Source organism: Caulobacter sp. (genome assembly GCF_039596335.1).
Classification (GTDB): Bacteria; Pseudomonadota; Alphaproteobacteria; order Caulobacterales; family Caulobacteraceae; genus Caulobacter.
In genome coordinates, this window is the sequence record NZ_JBCNJZ010000007.1 from 24,042 (window position 1) to 39,267 (window position 15,226).

The following is a 15,226-nucleotide window of genomic DNA, read 5'->3' on the forward strand; positions in this document are numbered from 1 at the left end:
CGTTTCGGGCCCCGTCGATGGCAGCGCTTTCGGAACGGTGTTATCCTGGGCTCGTTCTCGGCTTGATCGCGCCGGAGCCCGGTGCGTCGCCCAACGAATGGGAGGACTGCCCATGACCGTCATCGACTTCAACGCCGCTCGGGAGCCGGATCCTGCGAAGGAGGCCGACCTGATCGCGCACGAGAAAACCTATCACGGCTTCAATATGCTGCTGCGTTGGTCGATGCTGAGCCTGGCGGCCGGGATCAGCGGATTGACGGTGTGGTTCGCCACGCCCGGTGGCTTCTGGGGCGGCGCGATCGTCTTCGCCCTGGTCTGGGTGGCCGGCTACTACGGCATGGTCCGGCGCGAGGAGAAGCAGCCGCTGGATCCTTGGTCCCGCGGCCGCAAGGGCATCCTATAACGCCTCGTCCACGAACCGCAGCAGGTCGTCCAGCGGCGGCCGATAGGCAAACTTGAAGCCGCGGCGCAGTTGGGCCAGCGGCGGCGCCTGCCAGCGCGGGCATGGTGAGGCGCAGACATAGCCTCGCCAGTCGACGCCGACCTGACGGCAGGCCGCCCGCACCCACTGGCTGGTGAAGTTGGTCGGCTGGATCTCCACGACCCGCGCGCCCCGTGGCAGGAACACCGCGTTGGCCAAGGCCGCGCCGCTGGCGCCGACCACGATCTCGGCCTCGCGCATCAGGGCGATCTGCTCGCCGGCGCTCAGGGTCTCGGGCCGTACAATGGTGAAGCCGCGCGCAGCCAGCGCCGTCTCGAAAGCCGCCTCGCCCACCATCACCCGCATCGACTGACCGCGCCGCGAGAGATAGACGCGCCGCGCGCTCTGCCCGGCCGGCGCGCGGGACAGCACCCGCTCGGCCACCTCGGCCAGCAAGGCGTTGGGATGGTGCAGGAAATGATCCATGCTAGTGGCGTAGGCCGCCCGGCCAAGCCGCACGACCGGGGCGTCGATCTCGCGGACCTCCAGGCCCGGAAAGGCCATGGCGATCAGGTCGCGCTGCCAGGCCGTGAGCGGCGGGGCCAGCACCGGCGTCTCGTTCAGTAGGCCAGCCTTCTCCAGCGCCAGCAGAGACGTCAGGGCGTCGATGACGAAGTGGCCGTAGTTGAACGTGCCGCCCCAGGGCAGGAACACCGCGCCGCTTTCTATAAACGGCGCATCGGTCGGCGGGGTGAAGTGTGTGGCGTCGTCGGTGACGCCTGGCAGGGCCGACAGATCCCGCGAACCCTGCCGCGCCTCGACGATGGTGGCGTTGTAGAGCGCGCCGTCGGTCCCGATCAGCCCGCCGTAGCGCGGGAACCACCAACTCTCGCCGATCGCGCACAGGGCTGGCGCATTGACCGGCGGCGGGGTGTCGATGTCATGCGGCCAGGCCTTGGCCTGGGACCCGCCGATCCGGCCCGCCGGCGCGCCGTCCGAGGCGTCGGTGGCCGGCAGCCAGGCGACGCCGGTCTCGCCCCGAGTAAAGCGCTCGCGCAGGGCGTCCAGCAGCAGCGGCGGCAGGTCCTGGGCTTCGACGATCAGGCGCAGAGGCAGCGGCGCGGTCATGCGCCGCTTGGAGCATGCCGCGCCTCAAATGGCTACTTCTTGATCTGACCGGCCAGGTACTTGCGGATCCCCTCCCCGTACGGCGGGCGCAGGCCCAGCATCGGAGCGATGTCCTTCTTCAGTTGTTGGAAGACGGCCTTGCGGTGGCTGAACTCCAGGAAGCCGTCGTGGCCGTGATAGGCCCCCATGCCGGCCGGGCCGACGCCGCCGAACGGCAGGTCCTCCTGGGCGACGTGGAAGATCACATCGTTGACCGTGACCCCGCCGCTGGTGGTGCGGCTCAGCACCCGCTCCTTCTCGGCCTCGTCGGTGCCGAACCAGTAGAGGGCCAGCGGCCGGTCATGGGCGTTCACATAGTCCACGGCCTCGTCGACGGTCTTGTAGGTCTTCACCGGCAGCACCGGGCCGAAGATCTCCTCCTGCATCACCTTCATGTCGTCGGTGGGATCCAGGATCAGGGTCGGGGCGATCTTGCGGTGCTCCTGCTGCGACAGGTCCTCGCCGCCGGGATTGATCTCGATGACCCGCGCGCCCTTGGCTCGAGCGTCATCGACATAGCCCTTCACCCGGTCGTAGTGGCGCTGGGCGACCAGGGCCGTGTAGTCGGGATTGTCCTTCAGGGTCGGGAAGTAGCGGCCGACGGCGGCCTGGGCCTCGGCGACGAAGGTCTCGACCTCTTCCTGCGGCGCCAGCACGTAGTCGGGGGCCAGGCAGATCTGGCCGGCGTTCAAGGTCTTGCCGTTCATGATCCGCGCCGCGGCCGTGGCCATGTCGGCCCCGCGCGACAAGATCACTGGGCTCTTGCCGCCCAGCTCCAGGGTCACCGGCACTAGGTTCTCGGCCGCCGCCCGCATCACGTGACGCGCCACCGAGGTCGCGCCGGTGAATACCAGGTGGTCGAAGGCCAGGCCTGAGAACGCCTCGCCGACCTCCGGGCCGCCGACGAACACCGCCACCTCATCCTCCGAAAAAGCCTTGGCGAACATGGCCTTCAGCAGCTCGGACGTCGCCGGGGTGTATTCCGACGGCTTGATCATGGTGCGGTTGCCGGCCGCGAAGATCCCCGCCAGCGGCGCGAAGGTCAGGTTGACCGGGAAGTTCCAGGGGCTGATCACCCCGACTACGCCCTTGGGCTGGTACTGGATGCCGGCCTTGGCGCCGAACAGACCCAGGATCGCCGGGGTCGTCTTGCGCTTTTGCGGCTTCATCCACTTGGCGACGTTCTCGCGGGCGAATTTCAGCGGACCGATCGAGCCGGCGACGTCGGTCAGGGCGGTCGCCTCGGGCGAACGCGAGCCGAAATCGGCGTTGATGGCGCGGGCGATCTCGGTCTGGTGGCCGACCAGAAGATCGATCGAGCGATTAATCCACTCGATCCGGGTTTCCACGCTGGGCGGCCCGTCGCGCAGGCTTGCGGCCTTCTGACGCTGGAGAACGTCGTTCATGGTCGCTCGATGCGCCTCGAATCCCAGATTCACCGGTGCATTCATGGTCTTAGCTCCCTCCGCCCGAACGACGCCGTCCGCGCGGCGCTCATCTTATCGGCGATCACCATGAGCGAGGGAAAGAGCGCACGCAAGCGAACGTTGTTCGCGCTTAACGCCCTGTAAGACTCTTCTGACTACGGTGTGGCTCCAAGCGATCGATCTTTCCGTACGGGAAAGTCGAGCCGGGGAAGAAAGATGTCGGACGTCGAAACCATCCTGCGCGGTCCTGAAGCCTACCGGATCGCCTCGCGCGCGGTGGAACTGATGGAACGCCACCAGGTGTGGCCGACCGCGCTGAATTTCGAGCTCTGGACCCACTATGTGGCCGATCCGGACGGCGCCCTGGCCCGCGAACTGACGCGCCTGATCTCGCTGGGCGAGCCGATGACCGAGCTGGTCAGCGAGGAACTGGCCGCCCACTACCTGCCCAAGGCGCGCCTGAACGAACAGATCCGCGACGCCGGCGACATTCTCTCGAAGGAACTGGAAGCGGTCTCCAAGGCCATCCAGAACGCCCAGAAGACCAACGCCGCCTTCGGCCAGCAACTGGCCGGCGCCAGCAAGAGCCTGGATACGTCGACCGACGTCGAGGCCATCAAGACCGTCGTCACCAACCTGGCCGACGCCACGCGCCGCGTGCACAAGGAAAACCAGTCGCTGGAATCGCGCCTGGCCGAATCGACCTCGGAGGTCGAGCGCCTGCGTGAGCACCTGGAACAGGTCCGCCGCGACGCCACCACCGACGGCCTGACCAACCTGGCCAACCGCAAGGCCTTCGACGACGAGCTGGATCGCGCCTGCTCGGACGCCGACGAGCAAGGCTCCAGCATCTGCTTGGCCGTGCTCGACATCGACCATTTCAAGGGCTTCAACGACACCTGGGGCCACCAGACGGGCGACCAGGTCATCCGTTACGTCGCCTCGGTGATCGGCCGTGTGGCCGCCCCGCCCCGCTTCGCCGCCCGCTACGGCGGCGAGGAGTTCGCGATGATCTTCCCGCGCGAATCCGCCTCGGCCGTCGCCACGGTGCTGGAAGAGATCCGCGTCGAGGTCTCCTCGCGCATGCTCAAGCGTCGCTCGACCAACGAGGACCTGGGCGCCATCACCGTCTCGTCGGGCTTCGCCGACCGTCGCGCGGGCGAAACCGGCCACTCGCTCATGGAGCGCGCCGACGCGGCGCTCTACGCCTCCAAGCGCGGCGGCCGCAACCGGGTCACCGCCGCGGAGTCGATGCCAGCCTCGGCCAACGCCGCCTAACCAGCTTCAGCAGAAGACCTACCTATCGCGCCGCCGGTCTCACGATCGGCGGCGTTTCCTTTTTGAAATTTCCACTAGCCTTCCCGAACGGCACAGGCGCCTAGACTCTCCCCAACGAACAGAGAGATGGGAGCCGCGCCGTGGACTATCAGAAGATCCGTGTCTCGACGGAAGGCGGCGTCGCCACCGTCACCCTCGCCGATCCCTCGACGCTGAACGCCGCCAGCCTGGAGATCGCCCGCGAGCTGATCCACGCCTTCTCGGCCATCGCCCACAGCCGTGAAGCCCGCGCCGTGATCCTGACCGGCGAAGGCCGTGGCTTCTGCTCCGGGGCCAATCTGTCGGGCGGCGGCGCAGCCGGACGCGAACTGGATGTCGACGGCAAGCCCGACGCCGGCTCGGCGCTGGAAAGCACCTACAATCCGCTGATGACCCTGCTGCGCGACTTCCCGCTGCCGATCGTGACGGCGGTGAACGGTCCGGCGGCCGGCGTCGGCTGTTCGATCGCGCTGATGGGCGACATGATCGTCGCGGCCGAAAGCGCCTATTTCCTGCAGGCCTTCCGCCGCATCGGCCTGGTGCCCGACGGCGGCTCGACCTACCTGCTGCCGCGCCTGATCGGCAAGGCGCGGGCGATGGAGATGATGCTGCTGGGCGACAAGGTCCCGGCCGCCACGGCCCTGCAATGGGGCCTGGTCAATCGCTGCGTGCCCGACGACCAGTTGATGTCGACCGCTCACGCCCTGGCCCTGGAGTTGGCCAACGGCCCGGCGGCCCTGGGGACGATCCGTAAGCTGGTCTGGGACAGCCTGGACAGCGACTGGACCGGCCAGCTGCACGCCGAGCGCAGGGCCCAGAAGTTCGCCGGCAAGACCGAGGACTTCCTGGAGGGCGTCAGCGCGTTCCTGCAGAAGCGCGCCGCTGCCTTCAAGGGGCGCTAGAGGTAGGGCTTGTAGCTCTTTTCCTCGACGATCTCCGAGCCGGCGGCCTCGTTGATCGCGCGCTTGATAGCGGCGCGCTGGTCGTTGTCGATATAGACGCGGCGGGCCAGGGCGACGAAGCCTTCGCCGAAGTCCTGGCGGCGCTCGCAGTCGCGCTTGCCGTCCTCGATGTCCCAGAGGGCGGCGTTGACGGCGGTGAGGTCGTCGGTCAGGCGGGCGATCTCGGCATTGTCGGGCAGGTGCTCGCGGGCCGTGGCCTCCAGCAGGGCCAGCTCCTTGCGGACATTGGCTTCCTTGGCCGGGTCGCCGATGCGCTGGGCCTTCACGCGCAGGATGGTGATCTTGTCGACCAGTTCGCCCGCCGAGATCGGCGCGAGGATGGACATTCAGGACGCTCCGGAAACCAGTGTCTGCAACGCCTGCCAGGCCGCGTCGACCGGCAGGGCGCTCATGCCGCTTCCGTAGTCCTCCGCGACCAGCATCTCAAGCCGCTCCGCAGCCGGACGGAACTTCACCGACTTGCGGCGGTCCTGCTGCAACGACAGCAACGGTGCGCCGCCGGCCGCCAGCATGTGGCCAGGACCAGCGTCATTGGCCACGCCGGCCGCCAGCCGTCCGGCCAGGGCGATGACCAGCAGCGGGCCCTTCACGCCCGTGAAGCCATCGGAGCGGTTGCGTTCGGGCTGCAGGGCCTGCGGAACCTCACGGGCGGCGATAGCGGCGTCCTGGGCTTCGTCGGGACCGAAGAAGAACACCGGCGTCCAACCGTGGGCGTCGATCCGGCGCGCCAGTTCCAGGTAGTTCTCAAGCGGCCAGCGCTTGTCCTGACCGCCGGCGCCGGGCGCCAGACCGATGTAGGTGGGACCGGCCGGCAGCAGGGCCTCGGCGGCCTTCAGCGCGTCGGGATTGTTCAGCGCCAGGGGGCACGGCGCGCCCTGCCCGTCCGTCGCCAGGCTCAGCAGCCGCGCCAGCCGGTCGGTGACGGCCACAGGCCAGTCCTTGCTACGGGCCTGAAGGGCAGCCGAGACGAAGGGGCCCCGCGCGCCACGCTTGGCAACGCCGCTGCGGCCGACATGTTCCTGGGTGTCGATGACGAGGTCGAACTTGCGACCGCCGAAGGGCCGGTTCCAGGGCAGCATGTCCAAGGGCGCGCCGCCGTTTGGCCCCTCCAGGATCAGTTCGTCGATATAGCCGGCCACCACGCTCTTTAGCGGACCGGCATAGACGGTCTCGACCTTGGCCGCGCACCAGCTGATACGGGCGTCCGGAAACGCCGCGCGCAGGCCGGCGATGAAGGGCAGCTTGATCAGGCCGTCGCCGATCACCTCGCCCATCGAATAGATCAGAACTGTCTGGACCATGGCCGTTTAGTCGCTGTGTCTCCGGTCGCTGTCCATCAAGAAAATGTCGATCACAAAAATGTAAGTGATCGCTCACTTGCATCTATCTCACGCTATGAGATGGTCTGCTCATGAGCGCCAAGCCCCGCATTGAACGCGCCGCCTTGGAGGCCTTCGTGGTCGACGGCGTCGACGCGACCACCACCAAGACCATCGCCGCCCGCGCCGGCGTCTCCGAAGGGGCGATCTATCGCCACTGGAAGAGCAAGGACGCCCTGGCCGTCGGACTGTTCATGGACTGCCACCGACGCCTCTCGACCCTGATCGAGGAAGAGGCCGGCGCGGTCGAGGGCATTGCGGCCAAGGCTGAGGCTCTGGTGCGCGCCTATTGCGCCGTGGCCGACGAGGACTGGCTGCTGTTCTCGTTCCATCTGCTGCAGCTGCATCACTTCCTGCCCTATTACCAGGAGGACGGCCGCGACCCGGTCACCCTTGTCGAGGATCTGATTAAGCGCGCCATGATGGACATGCAACTGCCGCCCGGCGATCCGCGTGTGCTGGCGGCCATGGCCATCGGGGTCATCACCCAGACCGCGCAGAACAAGGCCTATGGCCGCCTGGGCGATGACGCCCTGTCGGCCCACGCTCCCCTGATGACGGCGGCCGTCAAGGCCGTGCTCTTCGCCCGCTAAAGGACGACACCGACATGCGCAGCGCGCTGTTCAACGCCTACTACTGGGTTCTGTCGATCTTCTACGGTTTGTCGGCGGCGCTGGCCGCCTTGGCGCGGGGGCGTGACGCCGTCACCTTCGTGCTGCGCCTTTACAGCAAGCGCATGCTGGCGACGCTGGATGCGCTGGCCGGCGTGAAGGTGCAGCTGAAGGGGCTGGAAAACTTGCCGGACGGCCCCTGCATCATCGCCGCCAAGCACCACAGCTGGGGCGACGGCTTCGTGATGTTCGCCCATGTCGATAACCTCAGCTTCGTGACCGGCGACCACCTGGAGAAGTTCCCGCTGGTCGGGGCGATCCTGAAGAAGTTCGGGGCCATCGTCGTCGACAGCTGTGGCGGACCCGAGGCTCGCGCCGCCCTGTCTAAGAGCGCCGCCCAGGTGGCGTCGGAAGGCCGGCGGATCCTGATCTATCCCGAGGGCCACCTGGCCGCGCCGGGCGAGCGGTTCCGCTACCGCACGGGCGTCTACTACATGAGCAAGGACTTCGGCCTGCCGGTCGTGCCGGTGGCGACCAACCTCGGCTGCTTCTGGAAGCAGCAGGAGGCCAAGAAGACCCCGGGCACGGCCACCATCGAGTTCCTGCCCGCCCTGCCCCAGGGCCTGGAGAAGGAGGACTTCATGGCCCGGATGGAAGCGACGATCGAAGGCCGCACCAACGAGCTGATCGCCCAGGCGCGCGGCGAGCCGGTCCGGCCGTCGGTGCTGGTGGAATGGAACGGCCGCGAGAACGTGGCCAAGGCCGAGTCGGCGCGGGCCTAGACCTCGACCGGGCACTCCGCCGGGACGCCGTTGAAAGTGCCCTCGGCGCGGCGCTTGGCGAAGTGGGTCTGGGCGCAGGTGCTGGAGCACAGCAGGCCGGTGTCGGACCAATACAGCGGCGCCTCGTCCTCGTGCTTGAACCGGGCTGCGCCCCACGGCAGGCCGCATTCGACGCAGGACGGGGTCTTGGCCAGCATCAGTCCTGAACCTCGGGCGCCGGCTGGATGGTCACACTCTCGCCGCAGCCGCAGGCGTCGGTCTCGTTCGGATTGTTGAACACGAACTTCGACGACAGCTTGGTGGTCTCGTAGTCGATCTCGGTGCCGATCAGGAACAGCACCGCCTTTGCGTCGATCAGGATGGTGACGTCCTTGTCCTCGACCACCTCGTCCAGCGGCGCCTTTTCGGCGGCGTATTCGAAGATGTACTCCGAACCGGCGCAGCCACCGTTCTTCACGCCGACCCGCAGGCCGGCGTAAGGCTTGTCGGCCCGGCTCATGATCTCCTTCACGCGCGCGGCCGCGGCGTCGGTCAGGGTGACGACCTTGGGGCGCGGGCGGCGGGGACGTGCGGTGATCGCGGTTTCCATGGCTTTCGAACCGATTAGAACATGTTCAGTTGCAGCTTGGCTTCGTCGCTCATCCGCGAGGAATCCCACGGCGGCTCGAACACCAGCTCGACATTGCACGACTTCAGGCCGGGGATCTCCATGACCGCGTCGCGGACCCAGCCCGGCATCTCGCCGGCCACCGGGCAGCCCGGCGCGGTCAGGGTCATGTCGATGGCCACGTCCTTGTCGTCGCTGACATCGACCTTGTAGATCAGGCCCAGCTCATAGATGTCGACCGGGATTTCCGGGTCATAGACGGTCTTGAGCTTCTCGATCAGCTGGTCGGTCAGCCGATTGAGTTCGTCCTGGGAAAGGGCTGAAGCGGTTTCGGTCATCGGCTCAACTGAAGAAGCTACGCGCCTTGGCCAGTGCGTCCACGAACGCATCGGCCTCGGCTTGGGTGTTATATAGGGCGAAGGAGGCGCGCGCGCTCGAGGTGACCCCGAAACGGCGCATCAAAGGTTCAGCGCAGTGGGTGCCGGCGCGGACGGCGACGCCGTAACGATCCAGTACCTGGGCGATATCGTGGGCGTGGGCGCCTTCGACCGTGAACGACAGCACCGCGCCCTTGCCGGGCGCCTCGCCCTGGATCCGGATACCGTTGACGCCGCGCATTTGCTCGGCGACGCGCTCATAGAGGGCGTGCTCGTGGGCGAAGATGGCGTCGCGATCCAGGCCGTTCAGCCATTCGATCGCCGCGCCCAAGCCGACGGCCTCCAGGATCGCCGGGGTGCCCGCCTCGAAGCGGTGCGGCGGGTCGGCATAGGTGATCCGGTCCATGGAGACCGAGCCGATCATCTCGCCGCCGCCCTGGTACGGCGGCAGGGCCGCCAGGCGCTCGGCCTTGCCGTACAGCACGCCGATGCCGGTCGGGCCATACAGCTTGTGGCCGGAGAAGACGTAGAAATCGACGTCCAGAGCCTTCACGTCGACCTTGGTGTGGACCACGCCCTGGCAGCCGTCCAGCAGCACCGGCGCGCCGGCCGCGTGGGCCAGGCGGACGATCTCGGCGACGTCGTTGACCGTGCCCAGCACGTTCGACATGTGGGTGACGGCGACCATCTTGGTCTTCTCGGACAGCAGGCCCTTGTAGGCCTCCATGTCCAGACGGCCGTCGTCCATCACCGGGATGAACTTCAGGACGACGCCCTTGCGCTCGCGCAGGAAGTGCCACGGCACGATGTTGGCGTGGTGCTCCATTTCGGAGATCACGATCTCGTCGCCTGCGTTCAGGCCAAGGCCGAACGAGGACGCGACCAGGTTCACCGCCTCGGTCGCGCTCTTGGTCCAAACGACCTCATTGGTGTCGGCGTTGATGAACTTGGCGACGGTTTCGCGCGCCTTTTCATAGGCTTCCGTCGTTTCGTTCGCGAGCGTGTGCAGGCCGCGATGGACATTGGCGTATGAGGTGCGGGCCAGGCCCATCATGGTGTCCAGCACCACGTCGGGCTTCTGGGCGCTGGCGGCGCTGTCCAGATAGATCAGCGGCTTGCCGTGGACGGTGCGCTGCAGGATCGGGAACTGGGCGCGGATCGCTTCGACATCGAGCGCCATCAGCGGACACCGCCCAGCTTGCGGGCGACCCAGGCCGCAGCGATCTCGCGCGCGCCCTCATGTTCGATGCGGTCCACGACCTCGCCGACGAAGGCTTCGGTCAGCATGGCCTTGGCCTCGACCTCGGGAATGCCGCGTTGCTCGGCGTAGAACAGGGCATTCTCGTCCAGGGCGCCGATCGTGTTGCCGTGGGCGCACGAGACATCGTCGGCGAAGATCAGCAGCTCAGGCTTGGCGTCGATCTCGGCCTTGTCCGACAGGATCAGGGCGTGGTGGCCCATGCGCGCGTCGGTCTGGTCGGCGCCCTCGGCGACGACGATGCGGCCCTGGAAGACGCCACGCGCCTGGTCGGTGACCATGCCCTTGGTCAGTTGGCTGGTGATCCCGTCGACGCCGGCATGGGTGACGACCGTGGTCTGGTCGGCATGGCGCTGAGCGTCCAGCAGATAGGCGCCGTCGAGGCGGACTTCGGCATGGGCGCCGGGATGGCTGACTCGGGTCTCGATCCGCTGCCGACGCGCGCCGCCGGTCAGGACCGTCTGGGCGTAGCGGGCGCCGGGGGCCAGGACGACCTCGGCGGTGACGACGTTGACCGCCTCGGCCTCGTCCTCGACCAGCACGATGCGTTCGACGCTGGCGCCCTTGCCGACCGCGATGTCCAGCACGACGTCGGAGACATAGGCCGACGCTCGGCCTTCATGGCTTTCCAGAATGACCAGATGCTCGCCCGGCTTGACCACTAGGGCGTGGCTGGCGCCTTGCGAGGCCTTGTCGGCCAGGGCGACGAAGCGCAGGGCCACGACGCCGGAGGCGGCCTCGGCGTCGGCGACGCAGCGGCCGTTGACGAACAGGGTCTCGGTCGAGGTCAGCTCGGCGAACGGACCGGCCGGAACGTCGCCGTCATGCGCCGGCGCGGCCGGCGGCAGCGTGCGCAGCAGGCCGCGCAGGTCGGTCCAGCGCCAGTCCTCGTCGCGCCGCGAGGGCAGCGCGGTCAGGTCGCCGGTCTTGAGGGCGGTCGAAAGGGTCAAGCCGCCGCTCCGACGTAGCGGTCATAGCCTTCGGCTTCCAACTGCAGGGCCAGTTCCGGACCGCCCGAGGCGACGATGCGGCCGGCGGCCAGCACGTGCACCTTGTCGGGTTTGATGTAGTCCAGCAGGCGCTGATAGTGGGTGATGACCAGCATGCCGCGCTCAGGGCTGCGCAGGGCGTTGACGCCTTCGGAGACGATCTTCAGGGCGTCGATGTCGAGACCCGAGTCCGTCTCGTCCAGGATCAGGAACTTGGGCGACAGCATGGACATCTGGAAGATCTCCATCCGCTTCTTCTCGCCGCCCGAGAAGCCAACGTTCAGGCCGCGCTTGAGCATGTCGAAGTCGATCTTCAGCGCCGCGGCCTTTTCCTTGGCCAGCTTCAGGAAGGCCGGGGCGGCGATCTCGTCCTCGCCGCGCGCGCGACGCTGGGCGTTCAGCGCGGTGCGGATGAAGGTCAGGGCCGGAACGCCAGGAATTTCAAGCGGATACTGGAAAGACAGGAACAGGCCTTTGGCGGCGCGCTCATTGGGTTCCAGCGCCAGCAGGTCGTCGCTGTTCAGCGTGGCGGCACCTTCCGTGACTTCATAGCCGCCACGGCCGCTCAGCACGTAGGACAGGGTCGACTTGCCGGCCCCGTTCGGACCCATGATCGCGTGGACCTCACCAGCGGGAACGTCCAGCGTGACGCCTTTCAGGATCGGCTTGTCTTCGACGCGGGCGTGAAGGTTCTTAATGGAAAGCATTTAACCGACAGATCCTTCGAGAGAAATCGCCACGAGCTTCTGGGCCTCGACGGCGAACTCCATGGGCAGTTGTTGCAGCACGTCCTTGACGAAGCCGTTGACCAGCAGGGCCACGGCCTCCTCTTGCGAGAGACCGCGCTGCTGGCAGTAGAACAGCTGGTCGTCGGACAGGCGCGTGGTGGTGGCCTCGTGCTCGAACACCGACTGGCCGTTGCGGGCTTCGATATAGGGCACGGTGTGGGCCGCGCAGGTCTTGCCGATCAGCAAGCTGTCGCACTGGGTGAAGTTGCGCGTGCCCTTGGCCTTGGGGTGCGCCGAGACCAGGCCGCGATAGGTGCTGGTCGACTTGCCGGCGCTGATACCCTTAGCGACGATCCGCGACTTGGTGTTGGCGCCCAGGTGGATCATCTTGGTGCCGGTGTCGGCCTGCTGATGACCGTTGGTCACGGCGATCGAGTAGAACTCGCCCGACGAGCCCTCCCCGCGCAGCACGCAGGACGGATACTTCCAGGTGATGGCCGAGCCGGTCTCGACCTGAGTCCACGACACCTTGGAGCGGTCGCCGCGGCAGTCGGCGCGCTTGGTCACGAAGTTGTAGATGCCGCCCTTCCCCGTCTCCGGATCGCCCGGGTACCAGTTCTGGACGGTCGAATATTTGATCTCGGCGTCGTCCAGCAGGACAAGCTCGACCACGGCCGCGTGCAGTTGGTTCTCGTCGCGCATCGGGGCCGTGCAGCCCTCGAGGTACGAGCAGTAGGCGCCCTTGTCGGCGATGATCAGGGTGCGCTCGAACTGGCCGCTGTCCTTGGCGTTGATCCGGAAATAGGTCGACAGCTCCATCGGACAGCGCACGCCCGGCGGGATGTAGACGAACGAGCCGTCCGAGAAGACCGCGCTGTTGAGGCAGGCGAAGTAGTTGTCCGAGGTCGGCACCACGCTGCCCAGATATTGGCGCACCAGTTCGGGATGCTCGCGGATCGCCTCGCTCATCGAGCAGAAGATGACGCCCACGGCGGCAAGCTCCTTCTTGAAGGTCGTGACGACCGACACGCTGTCGAACACCGCGTCCACAGCGTAACGAGGCGCGCCCTCGACGCCGGCCAGGACTTCCTGCTCCTTTAGCGGGATGCCCAGCTTGGCGTAGACGGCCAGCAGCTCGGGATCGACCTCGTCCAGGCTTTTCGGCCCTTCCTTGGTCTTCGGCGCGGCGTAGTAGTAGGTGTCCTGATAGTCGATCTTGGGATAGCTGACCTTGGCCCAGTCGGGCTCGTCCAGCTCAAGCCAGCGGCGATAGGCTTCCAGGCGCCATTCCAGCATCCATTCCGGCTCTTCCTTCTTGGCCGAGATGAAGCGCACGATGTCCTCGGAGAGCCCTTTGGGGGCGAACTCCTGGTCGATCTCGGTCGTAAAGCCGTGCTCGTACTTCTCGAGCGCCGCAACGGTATCAACAGTCTCTTTGACCGCGGCCATTAAGCCACCTCCCGGCGACGAGCGCCGATACGCTTCCAGGCGACGAGCCAGGCGTCGCCACACTTGATCCAATCCGCTTCGGTGCTGGCCCACCCGCCGCTCACGCGCAGCGCGAAGGGAGCAAGATCCGAGCGGCCCATGGCCTCGACCACACGACTGGCCTTGACCTTGCCCGACGAGCAGGCGCTGCCGGCGCTGACCATCACGCCCGCCAGATCCAGGTTCATGACCTGGATCTCGGAGCCGAAGCCTTCGCCGACGAAACAGAGGGTTTGGGGCAGGCGTTGCGCGCCCTCCCCGAGCACGACCGCGCCTTCGGCCTTCAGCCGCAGGGCCAAGGCGTCGCGCCATTGGCCCTGTTCGGCCAGAGAGGCAAGGCCTTCCCGGGCGGCGTCGGCGGCCGCGCCGAAAGCGGCGATGCCCGCCACGTTCTCGGTGCCGGCCCGACGGCCGCGCTCCTGGCCGCCGCCATGCTGGCGACGCGTAACGCTGGCGCGCGTGCCGGCGACCAGAGCGCCCACGCCTTGCGGGCCGCCCAGCTTGTGCGCCGACAGCGCCAGCGTGTCGGCGCCGAGGCCGGAGAAGTCGATGGCGATCTTGCCGGCAGCCTGCACGGCGTCGACATGCAGCCAGCCGTCACGGGCGCGGAGCAGGGCCGAGGCCTCTGCAACCGGCTGGATGACGCCCGTCTCGTTGTTGGCCAGCATTAGGCAGACCAGGGCCTTGCCTTCGGTTTCAAGCGCTTGGGCCAACCAGGTTAGGTCGGCGACGCCGTCGCGGTCGACCGGCAGGATCTCGACCGGCAGGCCCGAAGCCTTGGCCGTCTCAACCACGGCGTCGTGCTCGACGGCGCTGATGATGATGCGTTGGGCGCCCGCGGCCTTGGCGCTTTCGATCGCCAGGGCGTTGGCCTCTGTGCCGCCGCTGACGAAGGTTACAGACCCGGCCGGCACGCCGACGAGCGTTCCGACCTGAGCGCGGGCCTTCTCGACGACATCGCGCGCGGCGCGGCCGGCGGCGTGGACCGACGAGGGATTGGCTGGGCTTTCCAGGGCGCGCAACAGCGCCTCACGCGCTTCCGGCCGCAAAGGGGCCGTGGCGTTGTAGTCCAGATAGACCGATGTGCGGGTGATGCTCACTCGGCCGCCATCTCCATGGGGCGACCGCCGATGGCGCCTTGCGGGCGCAGCTCGCCCTTCAGCACGTCGGCGACCGACACGCTGGCTAGGTAGCCGTGGATCTGACGGCCCATCTCTTCCCACAGGTCGTGGGTCATGCAGCGCTCGCCGCCGGCCATGCAGCCCTTGGCCTGGTTCTTGGAGAGGCCGCAGCGCGTGGCGCGCAGCGGTTCGTCGACCGCCAGCACGATGTCGGCGATGAAGGTCTCGGTGGCGCGACGGGCCAGGCGATAGCCGCCCCCGGGGCCGCGGGCGCTGATCACCAGACCCTTGCGGCGCAGGCGCGCGAACAGCTGCTCCAGATATGAGAGCGAGATCTGCTGGCGCGCGGCGATCTCGGCCAGGGCCACGGCCCGGCCCTCGCTTTCGTCCTGGCGCTTGGCCAGGTCGGTCATCGCCATGACCGCGTAACGTCCCTTGGTGCTCAGGCGCATCGCCTTACCCCTTGCAGATTCCGCGCGCATCGGCTTTTGCGTGTGCTACAAGCCGCGACTTCGCGCGCGGGCCCTCAAAGCCCGCTGTGCGGTTCGCGATTTAGGAAGACCAAGCGCAGTGGTCAAGTATTCTGGTCCTC

Annotated in this window: 18 protein-coding genes; 5 read left to right on the forward strand and 13 right to left on the reverse strand. The window is 67.4% G+C overall.

Going from position 1 to position 15,226, the window contains the following annotated elements:
- The first annotated feature begins 112 nt into the window (after positions 1-112).
- Complete coding sequence (locus ABDW31_RS15455) at positions 113-403, forward strand: aa3-type cytochrome c oxidase subunit IV (protein WP_184719509.1); 291 nt, start codon at positions 113-115, stop codon at positions 401-403.
- Here ABDW31_RS15455 and ABDW31_RS15460 read toward each other — a convergent pair.
- Together ABDW31_RS15460 and ABDW31_RS15465 are read right to left on the reverse strand one after the other, a co-directional pair.
- On the reverse strand, positions 398-1,549 hold the full coding sequence (locus tag ABDW31_RS15460; protein ID WP_343699090.1) for a DUF563 domain-containing protein: 1,152 nt from the start codon (positions 1,547-1,549) through the stop codon (positions 398-400). The genes ABDW31_RS15455 and ABDW31_RS15460 overlap by 6 nt on opposite strands.
- A 32-nt stretch (positions 1,550-1,581) precedes the next feature.
- Positions 1,582-3,039: a coniferyl aldehyde dehydrogenase gene (locus ABDW31_RS15465; RefSeq protein WP_184719505.1), complete on the reverse strand. Its 1,458-nt coding sequence runs from the start codon at positions 3,037-3,039 to the stop codon at positions 1,582-1,584.
- Positions 3,040-3,231: 192 nt separating this feature from the next.
- On the opposite strand from ABDW31_RS15465, the gene ABDW31_RS15470 reads away from it, so the two are divergent.
- Together ABDW31_RS15470 and ABDW31_RS15475 are read left to right on the forward strand one after the other, a co-directional pair.
- A complete protein-coding gene (locus ABDW31_RS15470) occupies positions 3,232-4,293 on the forward strand; it encodes a diguanylate cyclase (RefSeq protein WP_184719503.1) in 1,062 nt (353 codons plus the stop codon).
- Between the two features lie 140 nt (positions 4,294-4,433).
- The gene (locus tag ABDW31_RS15475) at positions 4,434-5,234 is read left to right on the forward strand and encodes an enoyl-CoA hydratase/isomerase (RefSeq protein ID WP_184719500.1); all 801 of its coding nucleotides are present in this window, start codon (positions 4,434-4,436) and stop codon (positions 5,232-5,234) included.
- Here ABDW31_RS15475 and ABDW31_RS15480 read toward each other — a convergent pair.
- Together ABDW31_RS15480 and ABDW31_RS15485 are read right to left on the reverse strand one after the other, a co-directional pair.
- The gene (locus ABDW31_RS15480) at positions 5,231-5,620 is read right to left on the reverse strand and encodes a DUF6165 family protein (protein ID WP_184719498.1); all 390 of its coding nucleotides are present in this window, start codon (positions 5,618-5,620) and stop codon (positions 5,231-5,233) included. The two genes, ABDW31_RS15475 and ABDW31_RS15480, sit on opposite strands and share 4 nt — an antisense overlap.
- Complete coding sequence (locus ABDW31_RS15485) at positions 5,621-6,595, reverse strand: glycosyltransferase family 9 protein (protein WP_184719496.1); 975 nt, start codon at positions 6,593-6,595, stop codon at positions 5,621-5,623.
- 110 nt (positions 6,596-6,705) lie between these two features.
- Here ABDW31_RS15485 and ABDW31_RS15490 point away from each other — a divergent pair, with 110 nt between their 5' ends.
- Positions 6,706-7,266: a TetR/AcrR family transcriptional regulator gene (locus ABDW31_RS15490; RefSeq protein WP_184719494.1), complete on the forward strand. Its 561-nt coding sequence runs from the start codon at positions 6,706-6,708 to the stop codon at positions 7,264-7,266.
- A gap of 14 nt (positions 7,267-7,280) precedes the next feature.
- Positions 7,281-8,066, forward strand: coding sequence for a lysophospholipid acyltransferase family protein (locus ABDW31_RS15495; RefSeq protein WP_184719492.1), 786 nt, complete (start codon positions 7,281-7,283; stop codon positions 8,064-8,066).
- Here the strand turns inward: ABDW31_RS15495 and ABDW31_RS15500 are convergent.
- Genes ABDW31_RS15500 through ABDW31_RS15540 form a run of 9 tightly spaced genes read right to left on the reverse strand, consistent with a single transcriptional unit; the run spans position 8,063 to position 15,086 of the window.
- The gene (locus ABDW31_RS15500; RefSeq protein ID WP_184719490.1) at positions 8,063-8,263 is read right to left on the reverse strand and encodes a hypothetical protein; all 201 of its coding nucleotides are present in this window, start codon (positions 8,261-8,263) and stop codon (positions 8,063-8,065) included. The genes ABDW31_RS15495 and ABDW31_RS15500 overlap by 4 nt on opposite strands.
- A complete protein-coding gene (locus ABDW31_RS15505; RefSeq protein WP_184719488.1) occupies positions 8,263-8,655 on the reverse strand; it encodes an iron-sulfur cluster assembly accessory protein in 393 nt (130 codons plus the stop codon). The genes ABDW31_RS15500 and ABDW31_RS15505 overlap by 1 nt, the downstream gene beginning before the upstream one ends.
- 14 nt (positions 8,656-8,669) lie before the next feature.
- The gene (locus ABDW31_RS15510; RefSeq protein ID WP_184719486.1) at positions 8,670-9,011 is read right to left on the reverse strand and encodes an SUF system Fe-S cluster assembly protein; all 342 of its coding nucleotides are present in this window, start codon (positions 9,009-9,011) and stop codon (positions 8,670-8,672) included.
- 4 nt (positions 9,012-9,015) lie between these two features.
- Positions 9,016-10,230, reverse strand: coding sequence for a cysteine desulfurase (locus ABDW31_RS15515; protein ID WP_184719484.1), 1,215 nt, complete (start codon positions 10,228-10,230; stop codon positions 9,016-9,018).
- Positions 10,230-11,258: a Fe-S cluster assembly protein SufD gene (sufD, locus tag ABDW31_RS15520; RefSeq protein WP_184719483.1), complete on the reverse strand. Its 1,029-nt coding sequence runs from the start codon at positions 11,256-11,258 to the stop codon at positions 10,230-10,232. Before sufD ends, ABDW31_RS15515 begins: the two co-directional genes overlap by 1 nt.
- Positions 11,255-12,004 (reverse strand): Fe-S cluster assembly ATPase SufC, encoded by a 750-nt coding sequence (gene sufC, locus ABDW31_RS15525; RefSeq protein WP_184719482.1) that lies wholly within the window; start codon positions 12,002-12,004, stop codon positions 11,255-11,257. Before sufC ends, sufD begins: the two co-directional genes overlap by 4 nt.
- The gene (gene sufB, locus ABDW31_RS15530; protein ID WP_184719481.1) at positions 12,005-13,474 is read right to left on the reverse strand and encodes a Fe-S cluster assembly protein SufB; all 1,470 of its coding nucleotides are present in this window, start codon (positions 13,472-13,474) and stop codon (positions 12,005-12,007) included.
- Positions 13,474-14,613: a cysteine desulfurase family protein gene (locus tag ABDW31_RS15535; RefSeq protein ID WP_184719480.1), complete on the reverse strand. Its 1,140-nt coding sequence runs from the start codon at positions 14,611-14,613 to the stop codon at positions 13,474-13,476. The genes sufB and ABDW31_RS15535 overlap by 1 nt, the downstream gene beginning before the upstream one ends.
- Positions 14,610-15,086, reverse strand: a complete 477-nt coding sequence (locus tag ABDW31_RS15540) for an Rrf2 family transcriptional regulator (RefSeq protein WP_184719479.1) — start codon at positions 15,084-15,086, stop codon at positions 14,610-14,612. Before ABDW31_RS15540 ends, ABDW31_RS15535 begins: the two co-directional genes overlap by 4 nt.
- Positions 15,087-15,226 lie beyond the last annotated feature (140 nt).